General features: G+C 53.5%; 15 protein-coding genes and 1 pseudogene. 10 read left to right on the top strand and 6 right to left on the bottom strand.

Annotated features, from left to right (window positions below; genetic code table 11):
• Nucleotides 1-48: 48 nt before the first annotated feature.
• The 3 genes and pseudogenes from N0B36_RS18805 (at nt 49) to N0B36_RS18795 (ending at nt 2,255) form a co-directional block, all read left to right on the top strand.
• Nucleotides 49-1,117: pseudogene (locus tag N0B36_RS18805) on the top strand (hydrolase).
• Nucleotides 1,114-1,332 (top strand): YheU family protein, encoded by a 219-nt coding sequence (locus N0B36_RS18800; RefSeq protein WP_003023615.1) that lies wholly within the window; start codon nt 1,114-1,116, stop codon nt 1,330-1,332. The pseudogene N0B36_RS18805 and the gene N0B36_RS18800 overlap by 4 nt, the downstream one beginning before the upstream one ends.
• A gap of 53 nt (nt 1,333-1,385) precedes the next feature.
• Complete coding sequence (locus tag N0B36_RS18795; RefSeq protein ID WP_003827751.1) at nt 1,386-2,255, top strand: phosphoribulokinase; 870 nt, start codon at nt 1,386-1,388, stop codon at nt 2,253-2,255.
• Between the two features lie 93 nt (nt 2,256-2,348).
• Here the strand turns inward: N0B36_RS18795 and N0B36_RS18790 are convergent, their stop codons facing one another.
• On the bottom strand, nt 2,349-2,756 hold the full coding sequence (locus tag N0B36_RS18790; RefSeq protein WP_016154773.1) for an OsmC family protein: 408 nt from the start codon (nt 2,754-2,756) through the stop codon (nt 2,349-2,351).
• Between the two features lie 308 nt (nt 2,757-3,064).
• Between N0B36_RS18790 and crp the strand changes: the two genes are divergently transcribed.
• Nucleotides 3,065-3,697 carry a cAMP-activated global transcriptional regulator CRP gene (crp, locus tag N0B36_RS18785; protein WP_000242758.1) on the top strand — a complete coding sequence of 211 codons (633 nt, stop codon included), beginning with the start codon at nt 3,065-3,067 and terminating at the stop codon, nt 3,695-3,697.
• A gap of 51 nt (nt 3,698-3,748) precedes the next feature.
• Nucleotides 3,749-5,836, top strand: a complete 2,088-nt coding sequence (locus N0B36_RS18780) for a YccS/YhfK family putative transporter (protein ID WP_016154774.1) — start codon at nt 3,749-3,751, stop codon at nt 5,834-5,836.
• Nucleotides 5,837-5,878: 42 nt separating this feature from the next.
• Here N0B36_RS18780 and N0B36_RS18775 read toward each other — a convergent pair whose 3' ends face one another.
• The 5 genes from N0B36_RS18775 to ppiA all read right to left on the bottom strand — a co-directional run bounded on the left by N0B36_RS18775 (nt 5,879) and on the right by ppiA (nt 9,215).
• The gene (locus N0B36_RS18775; protein ID WP_016157624.1) at nt 5,879-7,096 is read right to left on the bottom strand and encodes an aspartate aminotransferase family protein; all 1,218 of its coding nucleotides are present in this window, start codon (nt 7,094-7,096) and stop codon (nt 5,879-5,881) included.
• Between the two features lie 85 nt (nt 7,097-7,181).
• On the bottom strand, nt 7,182-7,745 hold the full coding sequence (gene pabA / locus N0B36_RS18770) for an aminodeoxychorismate synthase component 2 (protein ID WP_016154776.1): 564 nt from the start codon (nt 7,743-7,745) through the stop codon (nt 7,182-7,184).
• A gap of 31 nt (nt 7,746-7,776) precedes the next feature.
• The gene (locus N0B36_RS18765; protein ID WP_016157625.1) at nt 7,777-8,379 is read right to left on the bottom strand and encodes a putative adenosine monophosphate-protein transferase Fic; all 603 of its coding nucleotides are present in this window, start codon (nt 8,377-8,379) and stop codon (nt 7,777-7,779) included.
• On the bottom strand, nt 8,369-8,536 hold the full coding sequence (locus N0B36_RS18760; protein ID WP_016157626.1) for a YhfG family protein: 168 nt from the start codon (nt 8,534-8,536) through the stop codon (nt 8,369-8,371). Before N0B36_RS18760 ends, N0B36_RS18765 begins: the two co-directional genes overlap by 11 nt.
• A 106-nt stretch (nt 8,537-8,642) precedes the next feature.
• Nucleotides 8,643-9,215 (bottom strand): peptidylprolyl isomerase A, encoded by a 573-nt coding sequence (ppiA, locus tag N0B36_RS18755; protein ID WP_003023595.1) that lies wholly within the window; start codon nt 9,213-9,215, stop codon nt 8,643-8,645.
• Between the two features lie 264 nt (nt 9,216-9,479).
• Between ppiA and tsgA the strand changes: the two genes are divergently transcribed.
• From tsgA to cysG, 5 genes are all read left to right on the top strand, one after another.
• Nucleotides 9,480-10,661 carry an MFS transporter TsgA gene (tsgA, locus tag N0B36_RS18750; protein ID WP_016154778.1) on the top strand — a complete coding sequence of 394 codons (1,182 nt, stop codon included), beginning with the start codon at nt 9,480-9,482 and terminating at the stop codon, nt 10,659-10,661.
• Between the two features lie 327 nt (nt 10,662-10,988).
• Entirely contained in the window at nt 10,989-13,532 is a 2,544-nt protein-coding gene (gene nirB, locus N0B36_RS18745) for an NADPH-nitrite reductase large subunit (protein WP_016154779.1), read from the top strand.
• A complete protein-coding gene (gene nirD, locus N0B36_RS18740) occupies nt 13,529-13,855 on the top strand; it encodes a nitrite reductase small subunit NirD (protein ID WP_047501470.1) in 327 nt (108 codons plus the stop codon). The genes nirB and nirD overlap by 4 nt, the downstream gene beginning before the upstream one ends.
• A gap of 139 nt (nt 13,856-13,994) precedes the next feature.
• A complete protein-coding gene (gene nirC / locus N0B36_RS18735) occupies nt 13,995-14,804 on the top strand; it encodes a nitrite transporter NirC (RefSeq protein ID WP_047501468.1) in 810 nt (269 codons plus the stop codon).
• Between the two features lie 11 nt (nt 14,805-14,815).
• Nucleotides 14,816-16,189, top strand: coding sequence for a siroheme synthase CysG (cysG, locus tag N0B36_RS18730; protein ID WP_016157628.1), 1,374 nt, complete (start codon nt 14,816-14,818; stop codon nt 16,187-16,189).
• Nucleotides 16,190-16,410 lie beyond the last annotated feature (221 nt).

Here is a 16,410-nt window from a genome sequence, read left to right as displayed (position 1 = left end):
GCTGACTGACTCGCGACAAAATCACATATTGGCTAACCCGCACGCGCTGTGCGCGGTATAGTTATTCTTTCCGATTATTAATTGCTCTGGTGTTATGGTTGAAATCACGTCCACAGAAATAACTCCACCTACCGACGATTCGCGAGAATTCCGCCCGATGCGCGGTATCAGTAACCGCCATCTGCAGACGATGCTGCCGCGTTTAATTCGCCGCAAGGTGAAGTTCGACGCCCACTGGCAGCGTCTGGAATTGCCCGACGGTGATTTTGTCGATCTGGCATGGAGTGAAGATCCGCAACAGGCGAAACACAAACCGCGCCTGGTGGTTTTTCACGGTCTGGAAGGCAGTCTGAACAGCCCGTACGCACATGGCCTGATTGAAGCAGCGCAAAAGCGCGGCTGGCTGGGCGTGGTGATGCATTTTCGCGGCTGCAGCGGCGAACCCAATCGTCTGAACCGTATTTATCACTCCGGTGAAACAGAAGATGGCACCTGGTTTTTACACTGGCTGGCACGTGAGTTCGGTCGCGTGCCGACCGCGGCGGTAGGCTATTCGCTCGGTGGAAACATGCTGGCCTGCCTGCTGGCAAAAGAAGGTACTGAGATTCCAATTGATGCCGCGGTTATCGTTTCCGCGCCTTTCGTGCTGGAAGCCTGTAGTTACCATATGGACAAGGGATTCTCCCGGGTCTATCAGCGCTACCTGCTAAACCTGTTGAAAGCCAATGCCTCGCGCAAGCTAGAGGCATATCCAGGCTCGCTGCCGGTGAGTCTGGGCCAGTTGAAATCTCTACGTCGCATTCGCGATTTTGACGATCTGATCACCGCAAAAATCCACGGTTTCGCCGATGCTATAGACTATTACCGTCAGTGTAGCGCTATGCCGTTGCTCAACCAGATCGCCAAACCCACGCTGATTATCCATGCCAAGGACGATCCGTTTATGGATCATCACGTGATCCCTAAACCGGAAAATCTGCCCTCACAGGTAGAGTATCAACTGACGGAACACGGCGGCCACGTCGGATTCATTGGCGGTACGGTGCGCCGTCCTGAGATGTGGCTGGAATCCAGAATCCCGGACTGGCTGACAACGTATCTGGAGGCATCATCATGATCATCCCCTGGCAAGACATCTCCCCGGACGCGCTGGACAATCTGATTGAAAGCTTTGTCTTGCGCGAAGGCACCGATTATGGTGAACATGAACGCTCGCTCGAACAAAAAGTCGCCGACGTCAAACGCCAACTCCAATCTGGTGAAGCCGTGCTGGTATGGTCCGAACTGCATGAAACGGTCAACATTATGCCGAGGAAGCAGATTCACGAGTAATCCGTAGCCGACGGCCGACTATAATAAAAATTCAACCTATTCATGGAGTTGTTATGTCTGCCAAACATCCGGTGATTGCGGTAACAGGGTCCAGCGGCGCGGGGACCACCACCACCAGCCTCGCGTTTCGTAAAATTTTCGCGCAGTTAAATCTGCGCGCCGCCGAGGTGGAAGGTGACAGTTTTCATCGTTATACCCGTCCGGAAATGGACATGGCGATTCGCAAAGCGCGCGATGCCGGGCGGCATATCAGCTATTTCGGCCCCGAAGCTAATGACTTCGGTCTGCTGGAGCAAACCTTCATCGAATACGGCCAGACGGGCAAAGGTCAGTCGCGAAAATATCTGCACACTTACGATGAGGCCGTACCGTGGAATCAGGTTCCGGGTACATTTACGCCCTGGCAGCCGCTGCCTGAACCGACGGATGTCCTGTTCTATGAAGGACTGCACGGCGGCGTCGTAACCCCACAGCAAAACGTGGCCCGGCATGTCGATCTGCTGGTTGGCGTAGTGCCGATCGTGAACCTGGAATGGATTCAGAAGCTGACCCGCGATACCAGCGAGCGGGGACACTCGCGCGAAGCGGTGATGGACTCAGTGGTGCGCTCAATGGACGATTACATCAATTACATTACGCCGCAGTTTTCCCGTACGCATATTAACTTCCAGCGCGTACCGACCGTTGATACCTCCAACCCCTTTGCCGCCAAAAGTATTCCATCACTGGATGAAAGCTTTGTCGTGATTCATTTTCGGAACCTGGAAGGGATCGACTTTCCGTGGCTACTGGCCATGCTGCAGGGATCATTCATTTCCCATATCAATACGTTGGTTGTTCCGGGCGGGAAAATGGGTCTGGCGATGGAATTGATTATGCTGCCGCTGGTCCAGCGACTGATGGAAGGCAAAAAGATAGAGTAAGGTGTTATTTTGCCGGATGGCGGCTTATGCCTTATCCGGCCTACGCGTTTATATCCTGTAGGCCTGATAAGTGAAACGCCATCAGGCATGACATCAAGAAGCAGCAACCACTTCATAGGAGTGGGTAATGTTCACCGCCTTTTCCAGCATCAGCGCCACAGAGCAATATTTTTCCGCAGAGAGATCGACTGCGCGCGAAACGGACGCATCTTTCAGATCGTTACCCGTTACGATGAAATGCAGGTTAATGTGGGTAAACAGGCGCGGCGCTTCATCACGACGCTCTGAGGTCAGTTTCACTTCGCAGTTGGTCACATCCTGACGACCTTTTTGCAGGATCGAAACCACATCAATTGCGCTGCAACCGCCCGCAGCCATTAATACCATTTCCATCGGGCTCGGCGCTTTATCACCGGAGTTACCGTCCATCAAAATTTGGTGACCAGAGGCGGACTCACCGAGGAAGGTTAACCCCTCAACCCACTTTACACGCGCTTGCATATTTCGTAACTCCAATGTTTCAATTTTCCTGACAGATTACGCGTACATAACAATTCTCGCAACGGAAGGCGACCTGCGTCATGCTGAAGCGAGACACCAGGAGACACACGGCGAAAGCTATGCTAAAACAGTCAGGATGCTACAGTAATACATTGACGTACTGCATGTATGCAGAGGACATCACATTACAGGCTGCAGTTAATTTTTGACAGCCCCTTTCCCAGGTAGCGGGAAGCATATTTTTGCAAACCCAGAGGCAGCGTCGTTTTCTGGCTCTGGAGACAGCTTATAACAGAGGATAACCGCGCATGGTGCTTGGCAAACCGCAAACAGACCCGACTCTCGAATGGTTCTTGTCTCATTGCCATATTCATAAGTACCCATCGAAGAGCACGCTGATTCACCAGGGTGAAAAAGCGGAAACGTTGTATTACATCGTTAAAGGCTCAGTGGCAGTGCTGATCAAAGATGAAGAAGGGAAAGAAATGATCCTTTCTTATCTGAATCAGGGCGATTTTATTGGTGAATTAGGCCTCTTCGAAGAAGGTCAGGAACGTAGCGCCTGGGTACGTGCCAAAACCGCATGTGAAGTCGCTGAAATTTCATACAAAAAATTTCGCCAATTAATTCAGGTCAACCCGGATATTCTGATGCGCCTGTCTTCACAGATGGCTCGTCGCCTGCAGGTCACGTCTGAAAAAGTCGGCAACCTTGCCTTCCTCGACGTAACGGGTCGTATCGCGCAGACTCTGCTGAATCTGGCGAAACAGCCTGATGCGATGACCCACCCGGACGGCATGCAGATTAAAATCACCCGTCAGGAAATCGGCCAGATCGTTGGCTGCTCCCGTGAGACCGTTGGTCGTATTCTGAAGATGCTGGAAGATCAAAACCTGATCTCCGCACACGGTAAGACCATCGTCGTCTACGGCACCCGTTAACCCCATCGAAGTGGCGCGTTACTCAGTGATGCGCCACTTTTGTTTACACCGATGTGGCGAAGACTGATATACCACCCAGAGATCAACTACGCACTACGGCAGACGCTGGTGCTATGTTTACCTGTGGCTGTTGGTCTGATCATCGGTCAGCTTCATCTGGGACTCCTCTTCTCCCTGGTCCCTGCCTGCTGCAACATTGCTGGTCTTGATACCCCGCATAAGCGCTTTTTCAAACGTTTAGCTATTGGCGCGTCTTTGTTTGCCGGTTGCAGTCTGATCATGCAGTTGCTGCTGGCACAGGCCATACCGCTGCCGCTTATCCTCACCGGACTGACGCTGATTCTTGGCGTAACCGCCGAGCTAAGCCCTCTGCATGCCCGACTGTTACCGGCCTCACTTATCGCCGCGATTTTCACGCTAAGCCTGGTCGGGAACATGCCCGTCTGGGAACCGTTGCTGATCTATGCGCTGGGCACGTTATGGTACGGCCTGTTCAACTGGTTCTGGTTCTGGATGTGGCGCGAGCAGCCGCTCCGTGAATCGCTCAGCTTGTTGTACCGTGAATTAGCCGATTACTGTGAGGCCAAGTACAGCCTGCTGACCCAGCATGCCGATCCGGAAAAAGCGCTACCTCCCCTGCTGGTTCGCCAGCAGAAAGCGGTGGATCTGATTACCCAGTGCTACCAGCAAATGCATATGCTGTCGGCGCATCGCAACAACGATTACAAGCGCCTGCTGCGTGCCTTTCAGGAGGCACTGGACTTGCAGGAGCATATTTCCGTCAGCCTCCACCAGCCGGAAGAGGTGCAAAAGCTGGTCGAACGTAGCCACGCCGAACAGGTGATTCGCTGGAATGCGCGCACCGTCGCCGAACGCCTTCGGGTACTGGCCGATGATATTTTGTATCACCGCTTGCCGACCCGTTTCTCGATGGACAAGCAGATTGGCACGCTGGAGAAAATCGCCAACCAGCATCCGGACAATCCGGTGGGACAATTTTGCTACTGGCACTTCAGCCGTATTGCCCGCGTGCTACGCACCCAGCGACCGCTGTACGCCCGAGATTTAATGGCAGACAAGCAGCGTCGGTTGCCGCTGATCCCGGCCCTGAAAAACTATCTGTCGTTGAAATCGCCGGCGCTGCGTAATGCCGGACGCATCAGCGTCATGCTGAGTATCGCCAGCCTGATGGGCAGCGCTTTACACCTGCCAAAGCCTTACTGGATTTTGATGACGATCCTGTTCGTCACGCAAAATGGCTACGGAGCAACCCGGGTACGTATTTTACACCGTTCAGCAGGAACGCTCGTTGGACTGGTCATTGCCGGGGTCACCCTGCACTTCCATATTCAGGAAGGTTACACGCTGGCAGGCATGCTGCTGATTACCCTGGGTAGCTATCTGATCATGCGCAAAAACTACGGCTGGGCTACCGTCGGTTTTACGGTCACGGCGGTATACACCCTGCAACTGCTGACGCTGAACGGAGAACAGTTTATCGTGCCGCGGTTTGTCGATACGGTTATTGGCTGCTTAATCGCCTTTGGCGGTACACTCTGGCTGTGGCCGCAGTGGCAGAGCGGCCTGCTGCGTAAGAACGCCCATGATGCGTTAGAAGCCGATCAGGAGGCCATTCGCCTGATCCTCAGCAACGATCCGCAGGCCACGCCGCTGGCGTACCAACGCATGCGGGTCAATCAGGCGCATAACACGTTGTTCAACTCACTGAACCAGGCGATGCAGGAGCCAGGATTCAACTCGCACTACCTGGCGGACATGAAACTGTGGGTCACGCACAGCCAGTTCATCGTCGAGCACATCAACGCGATGACCACACTGGCAAGGGAACACACAATGCTGACGCCGGATTTAGCGCAGCGGTATCTGGAATCCTGTGAAATTGCGCTCCAGCGCTGTCAGCAGCGGCTGGAATATGACGGACCGGGAAGCTCAGGCGATGTGAATATTCTCGAAGCGCCAGAGATGCTGTCCCACGGTCCGTTAAGCACCCTTGAGCAGCATCTGCAACGGATACTGGGGCATCTGAACACCATGCACACCATTTCGTCGGTAGCATGGCGTCAGCGACCGCACCACGGAATCTGGCTGAGCCGCCGTCTGCGGGACATGAAAGGTTAAGATCGACTGCCGGATGCGCTGTGCTTATCCGGCAACAGGTAATCAGGCAACGACTTTCGCTACCGCTTGTGCGAAACGCTGCATCCCTTCATCGATATCCGCCTGCTCAACTACCAGCGACGGCGCGAAACGCATCACGTCCGGTCCGGCGTTGAGTACCATCACCCCTTCGTGCGCGGCGGCATACAGGAAATCGCGCGCCCGGCCTTTAAACTGCGGCTTCAGCTCGGCGCCAATCAGCAGCCCCATCCCGCGAATCTCGCTGAAAATGTCGAACTGTTGATCAATCTTGTGCAAATGTTGGACAAACGCCTGACGTTTAGCCTGAATACCTTCTAACACTTCCGGCGTGTTGATGATATCAAACGCGGCCCCCGCAACTGCGCAGGCCAGCGGATTGCCACCATAAGTGGAACCGTGCGAACCCACATGAAATGCGGAGGCAATCTCTTGGGTGGTCAGCACCGCGCTCACCGGGAAGCCGCCGCCGAGGGCCTTCGCGCTGGTGAGGATATCCGGCGTCACGCCGTAGTGCATATAGGCAAACAGATCGCCGGTACGGCCCATCCCGCTCTGCACTTCATCCAATACCAATAGCGCCTGGTGTTGGTCGCAAAGTTCACGCAAACCTTGCAGGAATTCCGGCGTTGCCGCGGTGACGCCACCTTCCCCCTGAATAGGCTCAACCACCACCGCACAGGTGTGATCGTCCATCACCGCTTTGACCGCATGCAGATCGTTAAACGGTACATGGATGATATCCGCTGGTTTTGGTCCAAAACCGTCAGAGTATTTTGGCTGCCCGCCGACGGACACGGTAAACAGCGAACGACCGTGAAACGCATTGTGGAAGGCAATGATTTTGGTTTTGAACGGGCTATGGCGCACGCAGGCATAGTGGCGCGCCAGCTTAAAGGCGGTTTCGTTAGCTTCGGTACCCGAATTCATGAACAGCACGCGCTCGGCGAAGGTCGCATCAATGATTTTACGGCCCAGGCGCAACGCCGGTTCGTTGGTGAAAACGTTGCTGGTATGCCACAGGGTTTCACCCTGGGTTTTTAACGCCTCCACCAGGGCCGGATGGCAATGCCCTAGTGCAGTAACTGCAATGCCGCCCGCGAAATCAACATACTCTTTGCCCTGTTGATCCCAGACTCGACTCCCTTTTCCTTTTACCGGGATAAACTCAGCCGGTGCATAAATCGGCAGAATCACTTCATCGAATGTCGCGCGCGTAATTGCAGTTTGTTCAGTTGCCATGTCATTGCCACCCTGTTAAGCAGAAATGTTAGTGAAATTATAATCACAAAATATGAATAAAAAATCACTGAATAGCAACCACAAATCACCGGTTGAGGAAATTAGCCAGCAGTTGATGCCCCTGCTCGCTGAGAATACTCTCCGGGTGAAACTGCACCCCTTCCATATCCCACTCGCGGTGACGAATGCCCATAATCTCCTGCGTTTCACTCCAGGCCGTCACCTCAAAGCAGTCAGGAAGCGTCGCGGGGGCAACCACCAGAGAATGGTAGCGCGTCACCGTTAATGGGTTGGCGAGCCCCTGAAAAACACCCTGCCCGTTATGCGTAATTGGCGAGGTTTTACCGTGCATCACTTTAGCTGCCCGAACCACTGTCGCGCCAAAGGCCTGCGCCATAGCCTGATGTCCCAGACAAACACCCAGCAGGGGCGTCTTGCCCGCGAAATGACGAATAACATCCAATGAGATCCCAGCGTCATCCGGCGTGCAGGGGCCTGGGGATATTACGATTTTTTGCGGGCTTAGCGCGTCGATTTGCGCCAGCGTCAGTTCGTCGTTGCGCCTGACAAGGACATCAGCGCCCAGTTCGCAGAAGTATTGGTACAGGTTCCAGGTAAAAGAATCATAGTTATCGATAAGCAGGATCATGGCGGCTCCGGTACATAAGAACCGCGCTATTCTACTCAGTTTCCGGGGCTTCGCTTACCACTTTACGAAATATCGCCCGAAGCGCAGACAGGTCACCCATCGCCCCACTCTGATTAGCCAGGTTCCACTCCTCAACCGGAATGTCATCCCAGCTCAATATATACCCGGCATGAATCGCTAACTGTTCGAAAAAAATTCGCTGCGCCAGACCGCTGCCAATACGAAACGGATGCAGCACGTTGATTTCGCAATAATAGTGCGCAAGACGATCCACAAACTTATCTTCCGGTAACCCCACCAACCAGGACTCGTCTTCCAGGTCCTGCATCAGCGCATTGCCCTCTTTCTCGATATAAGCGAAATGACAAAAGCGGGTCTCGCCCTGGTAAATATCCACTTCTCGCAGATGTCCCGCCCAGTCAAAAATATCCCGATACAGTTGGCGATGAATGGCGCACAGATGCGGCAAGCCCCGTTTAAGCGGGCCTAATTCGATAGTGGCCGCACGCAGCGCCGTCAGTTCATACGCCGCCTGCGCCAGGCGCTGTGCCTGATGAATCCCCAGACGGTTACGCATGACATTCAGGCCCGGATACAAATAGGGATCGCGTCCATCACCGAATTTATCGCTCATAGTGCCCCCTCAACTCTTCAAGACGCGCCAGGGCGTCTTCCGTGCTCAGAGTCACCCGTGGAATATCCACGCCTTCCAGCCGCCGACTGGCCTGGAAATTGGCATTTCGCCGTTGTTCCCAGAGTCTGGACTTTTGTTTATCGGTGAGTTTTTTCACGTGACCTCCCTGAATGAGCCGACACTTGCCACAAGTATAAGCGGCAATTTCAGGTTACGCAGAGAAGGGAAAGAACGCGGACAGGAACTGCCCGCGCAAAAGACGTTTATGGCAGGACTTTGGCAGACAGGATAACAATCGGTTTTGACGGGACATTCTGGTAAGGACCAACATCATGGGTCTGCACCTGAGAGATCTTATCCGCGACATCCATACCTTTCACAACTTTACCGAAGACCGCGTACCCAAAGTCGCGCTGGCCGTGATCGAGGAACGCATTGTCTGCAATGTTGATAAAGAACTGGCTGGTCGCGCTGTCTTTATCTGCTGTACGCGCCATGGCAATCGTGCCGCGGGTATTACGTAGTCCGTTATCGGCTTCATTCTTGATTGGCGGGTTAGGTTTCTTCTGCTGCATCTGCTCGGTAAAACCGCCGCCCTGCACCATGAAGCCAGGGATCACGCGGTGGAACGTGGTGTTGTTATAGAAACCGCTGTTGACATAATCGACAAAGTTTTGCACTGAAACCGGGGCTTTCTGACTGTTCAGCTCCAGCTCAATGTTACCGGCAGAGGTTGTCAGCAGGACATGCGGGTCACCTTTTGCTGCCAGTGCTGCGGGAGAGAGAGCAGAAAGAGCGAGAACAGCTGCAACAGCCGCCAGAGTCGATTTGAGCATGAGAATTCCTTAACAAGAGCAGAAATGAAGCAAGTGAATTGATTCTAAAGAGCCTTCAAGAACAAGGCCATCCCTTTACTTAATTTTACGTACTTGAAACAAATGTAACCTTATAGCCTCAAGATTCAATGCGATCTAGATCACATAAAAAAATGTAACGAAGCAAGTAATTACCAATAAACATTTAAATGCATCACTAAAGCGCCTAAAATCTGCCCGCTCACGGTGCAGTCAATGCACCTAACACTTCTATACAGGCCAGTCATGACTAACAGCAATCGCATCAAGCTCACATGGATTAGCTTTCTCTCCTACGCCCTGACAGGCGCGTTGGTAATTGTCACCGGGATGGTGATGGGAAACATCGCAGATTACTTCCATTTGCCCGTTTCCAGTATGAGTAACACCTTCACCTTTCTGAATGCCGGCATTCTGATCTCTATTTTTCTGAATGCATGGCTGATGGAAATTGTGCCACTGAAAACCCAGTTGCGCTTTGGCTTTATCCTGATGGTTCTGGCGGTCGCCGGACTGATGCTCAGCCATAGCCTGGCCTTGTTCTCAGCCGCCATGTTTGTACTGGGTCTGGTGAGCGGTATTACCATGTCGATTGGTACGTTCCTGGTGACTCAGATGTACGAAGGTCGCCAGCGCGGTTCCCGCCTGCTGTTTACTGACTCCTTCTTCAGCATGGCCGGCATGATTTTCCCGATGGTGGCAGCATTCCTGTTAGCGCGCAGCATCGAATGGTATTGGGTTTATGCCTGCATCGGCCTGGTATACGTCGCCATTTTCCTGCTGACCTTCGGCTGCGAATTCCCGGCGCTGGGTAAACACGCACAGCAACCGGACGCGCCTGTGGTAAAAGAAAAATGGGGCATTGGCGTGCTGTTCCTGGCGATCGCCGCGCTGTGCTACATCCTCGGTCAGTTGGGCTTTATCTCCTGGGTACCGGAATACGCCAAAAGTCTGGGCATGAGCCTGAACGACGCAGGTAAACTGGTCAGCGACTTCTGGATGTCTTACATGGTTGGCATGTGGGCATTTAGCTTTATCCTGCGTTTCTTCGATTTGCAGCGCATCCTGACCGTACTGGCGGGGGTGGCCACCGTCCTGATGTATCTGTTTATCACCGGTACGCCGGAGCATATGCCGTGGTTCATTCTGACGTTGGGCTTCTTCTCCAGCGCGATTTATACCACCATCATTACCCTCGGCTCCCAGCAGACGAAGGTCGCATCACCTAAACTGGTTAACTTCGTTCTGACCTGTGGCACCATCGGTACTATGCTCACCTTCGTGGTCACTGGCCCTATCGTGGCGCACAGCGGTCCGCTGGCGGCATTGCAGACGGCTAACGGCTTGTATGCGGTCGTATTCGTGATGTGCTTTATTCTTGGGTTCGTCACGCGTCATCGCCAGCATAACGCACCCGCAACGCATTAATCTGAGTGCCGGATGGCGATGCTAACGCATCTTATCCGGCCTACAAGACAAGCTGTTCGTAGGCCGGATAAGGCGCAGACGCCCTCCGGCCTATTCCCGCGCCCTCTTCTTTCTCTGGTGCTGTAGGCCAATTCTTACAAAAACCCCTTAATTTGTACGCTATTTATACAAACACGAAAAGCCTGTTAATTCCGTAACTTATAAAAATGCAGTTAAATCAGCCATATACCTCTTAAGGAGTATATAAAGGCGAATTTGATTTGCATCAATAAGCGGGGTTGCTGAATCGTTAAGGTAGGCAGTAATAGAAAAGAAATCGAGGCAAAAATGAGCAAAGTCAGACTCGCTATTATCGGTAATGGTATGGTCGGCCATCGCTTTATTGAGGATCTTCTTGATAAATCCGACGCTGCCAATTTTGATATTACCGTCTTCTGTGAAGAACCCCGCAAAGCGTACGACCGTGTCCACCTGTCGTCCTACTTCTCCCACCACACCGCCGAAGAACTTTCTCTGGTGCGTGAAGGATTCTACGAGAAGCATGGCGTTAAGGTGTTAGTGGGCGAGCGCGCAATCACCATCAACCGCCAGGAGAAGGTGATCCACTCCAGCGCGGGTCGTACGGTCTATTACGATAAGCTGATCATGGCGACAGGCTCTTATCCGTGGATCCCACCGATTAAAGGTTCGGAAACCCAAGACTGCTTCGTTTACCGCACCATCGAAGACCTCAACGCCATTGAGTCTTGCGCGCGCCGTAGCAAACGTGGTGCCGTCGTCGGCGGTGGCCTGCTGGGTCTGGAAGCCGCCGGTGCGCTGAAAAGCCTCGGCGTTGAAACCCACGTGATTGAATTTGCCCCGATGCTGATGGCCGAACAGCTGGATCACATGGGTGGCGAGCAGTTACGTCGCAAAATTGAAAGCATGGGCGTGCGTGTCCACACCAGCAAAAACACTAAAGAGATCGTCCAGGAAGGCACCGAAGCGCGCAAAACCATGCGTTTTGCCGACGGTAGCGAACTGGAAGTCGATTTCATCGTCTTTTCTACCGGTATTCGCCCACGCGACAAACTGGCCACCCAATGCGGCCTCGACGTTGCGCCGCGCGGTGGTATTGTGATTAACGATACTTGCCAGACTTCTGATCCGGACATCTATGCCATCGGCGAATGCGCCAGTTGGAACAACCGCGTGTATGGCCTGGTCGCTCCAGGCTACAAAATGGCGCAGGTTGCCGTTGACCATATTCTCGAAACCGAAAACGCCTTTGAAGGCGCGGATCTGAGCGCCAAGCTGAAGCTGCTTGGTGTTGACGTCGGCGGGATTGGCGACGCGCATGCGCGCACGCCGGGCGCCCGTAGCTACGTCTATCTCGACGAAAGCAAAGAAGTCTACAAACGCCTCATCGTTAGCGAAGATAACAAAACCCTGCTCGGGGCAGTTTTAGTCGGTGACACCAGCGATTACGGCAACCTGCTGCAGCTGGTGCTGAACGCCATCGAACTGCCGGAAAACCCAGACTCACTGATTCTGCCAGCTCACGCGGGCAGCGGTAAGCCGTCTATCGGTGTCGATAAACTGCCGGACAGCGCGCAGATTTGCTCCTGCTTCGACGTCACCAAAGGCATGCTGATCGCCGCTATTAACAAAGGCTGCCACACCGTTGCGGCGCTGAAAGCTGAAACCAAAGCTGGTACCGGCTGCGGCGGGTGTATCCCGTTGGTAACGCAGGTCCTGAACGCTGAACTGGCGAAACAGGGGATCGAAGTCAACAACAACCTGTGTGAACACTTCCCGTACTCGCGTCAGGAATTGTTCCATCTGATCCGTGTAGAAGGAATTAAAACCTTCGAAGAGCTGCTGGCAAAACACGGGAAAGGCTACGGCTGTGAAGTGTGTAAACCAACCGTAGGTTCCCTGTTGGCCTCCTGCTGGAATGAGTACATCCTCAAACCACAGCACACGCCGCTGCAGGACACTAACGACAACTTCCTGGCGAACATCCAGAAAGACGGTACCTACTCCGTGATCCCGCGCTCCGCGGGCGGAGAAATAACTCCTGAAGGCCTGGTGGCCGTGGGCCGTATCGCGCGTGAATTTAACCTGTATACCAAAATCACCGGTTCTCAGCGTATCGGCCTGTTCGGCGCGCAAAAAGATGACCTGCCGGAAATCTGGCGTCAGCTGATTGAAGCGGGCTTTGAAACCGGTCACGCATACGCCAAAGCCCTGCGTATGGCGAAAACCTGCGTAGGCAGTACCTGGTGCCGTTATGGCGTCGGCGATAGCGTCGGATTCGGCGTGGAGCTGGAAAACCGCTACAAGGGCATTCGTACCCCGCACAAAATGAAATTCGGCGTCTCCGGCTGTACCCGTGAATGTGCGGAAGCTCAGGGCAAAGACGTGGGTATCATCGCCACTGAGAAAGGCTGGAACTTGTACGTTTGCGGTAACGGCGGGATGAAACCTCGTCATGCAGACCTGCTGGCAGCGGATATCGACCGCGAAACGCTGCTCAAATACCTTGATCGTTTCATGATGTTCTACATCCGTACCGCCGACAAACTGACCCGAACCGCACCATGGTTAGACAATCTGGAAGGCGGTATCGAATATCTGAAATCGGTCATCATCGACGACAAACTGGGGCTGAACCAGCACCTGGAAGAAGAGATGGCCCGTCTGCGTGAAGCGGTGGTCTGCGAGTGGACAGAGACAGTTAACACCCCATCCGCACAGGTTCGCTTCAAACACTTTATCAACAGCGATCAACGCGATCCGAATGTCCAGGTTGTGCCTGAACGTGAACAACATCGTCCGGCCACGCCCTATGAGCGTATCCCGGTGACTCTGGTGGAGGAAAACGCATGAGCCAGTGGAAAAACATCTGCAAAATCGATGACATTCTGCCTGCAACAGGCGTCTGCGCCCTGTTAGGTAGCGAGCAAGTTGCGATTTTCCGCCCGTATCACAGCGACCAGGTGTTTGCGATCAGCAACATCGACCCATTCTTTGAATCCAGCGTGCTTTCTCGTGGGCTGATTGCTGAACATCAGGGCGAATTGTGGGTCGCCAGCCCGCTGAAAAAACAGCGCTTTCGCTTAAGCGACGGTCTGTGCATGGAAGACGAACAGTTCTCCGTGAAACATTACGAAGCCCGAGTGAAAGACGGCATGGTGCAACTGCGCGGTTAATAACTTTTTGGGAGGCGCAACGCCTCCCCTTTTTTGACGTATTTGTAGGTCTTTTATTTGTAGACCTGATAAGCGTAGCGCTATCAGGCCTACGGTTACGATTTCTTTTTATTGTTTGTACTTCAAGGATAATCAACACATGTTCACAGACACTATCAATAAGTGTGCGGCTAACGCTGCGCGCATCGCACGCCTGTCGGCTAATAACCCGCTCGGATTCTGGGTCAGTTCGGCAATGGCGGGGGCCTACGTCGGTCTCGGCATCATTCTTATTTTCACCCTCGGTAATCTGCTCGACCCGTCCGTTCGTCCTCTGGTAATGGGTGCAACCTTTGGTATCGCTTTAACGCTGGTCATTATTGCCGGTTCGGAACTGTTTACCGGTCACACCATGTTCCTGACGCTCGGCGTCAAAGCGGGCACCATCAGTCACGGTCAGATGTGGGCTATTCTGCCGCAAACCTGGCTGGGTAATCTGGTCGGATCCGTGTTTGTCGCTCTGCTTTATAGTTGGGGCGGCGGTAGCCTGCTGCCGGTCGATACCAGCATCGTCCATTCGGTGGCGTTGGCGAAAACTACCGCGCCAGCAACGGTGCTGTTCTTTAAAGGCGCACTGTGTAACTGGTTGGTTTGTCTGGCTATCTGGATGGCAATTCGTACCGAGGGCGCAGCAAAATTCCTCGCTATCTGGTGGTGTCTGCTGGCGTTTATCGCTTCCGGTTACGAGCACTCGGTTGCCAACATGACGCTGTTTGCCCTCTCCTGGTTCGGCCACCACAGCGAAGCTTATACCCTGTCAGGAATTGGTCATAACCTGTTGTGGGTGACACTCGGTAATACTTTGTCCGGTGTCGTATTCATGGGATTGGGTTATTGGTATGCTACGCCAAAATCGGAGCGTCCTGCTCCGGCAAAAATCAACCAGCCAGAGGCTACTGCCAATAATTAAGGGGTAATGTCGTGGATCATTTGCCTATATTTTGTCAACTACGTGACCGCGACTGCTTGATCGTCGGCGGTGGTGATGTCGCAGAACGCAAAGCGCGGTTACTGCTGGAAGCGGGCGCCCGTATAACGGTTAATGCGCTGGCGTTTATTCCGCAGTTCACCGTATGGGCAGATGAAGGCATGCTGACGCTGGTTGAGGGACCGTTCGACGAGTCCCTGCTCGACACCTGCTGGCTGGCTATTGCCGCCACCGATGACGATGCCGTCAACCAAAGCGTCAGCACCGCCGCAGAATCACGTCGTATTTTCTGCAACGTGGTCGATGCGCCAAAAGCAGCCAGTTTTATCATGCCCTCCATTATCGACCGCTCGCCGCTGATGGTGGCGGTCTCCTCCGGCGGTACATCGCCAGTGCTTGCCCGTCTGCTACGTGAAAGACTTGAATCTGTGCTGCCTCAGCATCTGGGCCAGGTCGCGCAATATGCAGGCAAGTTACGCGCCCGAGTGAAAGAACAGTTTGCCAGCATGGGTGAACGTCGCCGCTTCTGGGAAAAATTGTTCGTGAATGACCGCCTGGCGCAATCGCTGGCGAACAGTGACCAGAAAGCAGTCGAGGAAACCACCGAGCAGTTGCTCAGCGAACCGTTGGACCATCGAGGCGAAGTAGTGCTGGTTGGCGCCGGTCCTGGCGATGCCGGGCTGCTGACGCTGAAAGGTCTACAGCAGATCCAGCAAGCGGATGTCGTGGTTTATGACCGTCTGGTATCCGACGACATCATGAACCTTGTACGCCGCGATGCCGACCGGGTGTTCGTCGGTAAACGCGCGGGCTACCACTGTGTACCGCAGGAAGAAATTAACCAGATCCTGCTGCGTGAAGCGCAACAGGGCAAACGCGTCGTGCGCCTGAAAGGTGGCGACCCGTTCATCTTTGGCCGTGGTGGCGAAGAGCTGGAAACCCTGTGCCATGCCGGTATTCCATTCTCCGTTGTGCCAGGTATTACCGCAGCATCCGGTTGTTCCGCCTATTCCGGCATTCCACTGACCCATCGAGATTACGCCCAGAGTGTACGTCTGGTCACCGGGCACCTGAAAACCGGCGGCGAGCTGGACTGGGAAAACCTGGCGGCAGAGAAACAGACGCTGGTGTTCTACATGGGCCTCAATCAGGCGGCGACTATCCAGGAAAAACTGATCGAATTCGGCATGCAACCCGATATGTCTGTCGCGCTGGTAGAAAACGGTACCTCCGTGAAGCAACGCGTTGTTAACGGGGTGCTTTCGCAACTCGGCGAACTGGCGCAGCAGGTTGAAAGCCCAGCGCTGATTATCGTCGGCCGCGTGGTTGGACTACGCGATAAGCTGAACTGGTTCTCGAACCATTAATTGAACGCTGAAAAATGCCCTGATATTGGACTGCCCCCATAAAGTCGGACAGTTCGTATTCAGGGCATTTATTTATCTTCCTATAGAAATAAATAACCGATATACGCTATATACTCGCCTCAGTAGCCCAACCGTTAATCATTAATTAAATGTATTTTTAAAACATTTAAATTCATTGAAAGCATATTTTATATAAAACTTGTTATGTCCTAATCCGGACT

The sequence above is a fragment of the Citrobacter sp. XY323 genome (assembly GCF_025106035.1).
Taxonomy (GTDB): domain Bacteria; phylum Pseudomonadota; class Gammaproteobacteria; order Enterobacterales; family Enterobacteriaceae; genus Citrobacter; species Citrobacter braakii.
Note: the sequence above shows the minus strand (reverse complement) of the source record. Positions and strands in the feature narration are given on the sequence as shown.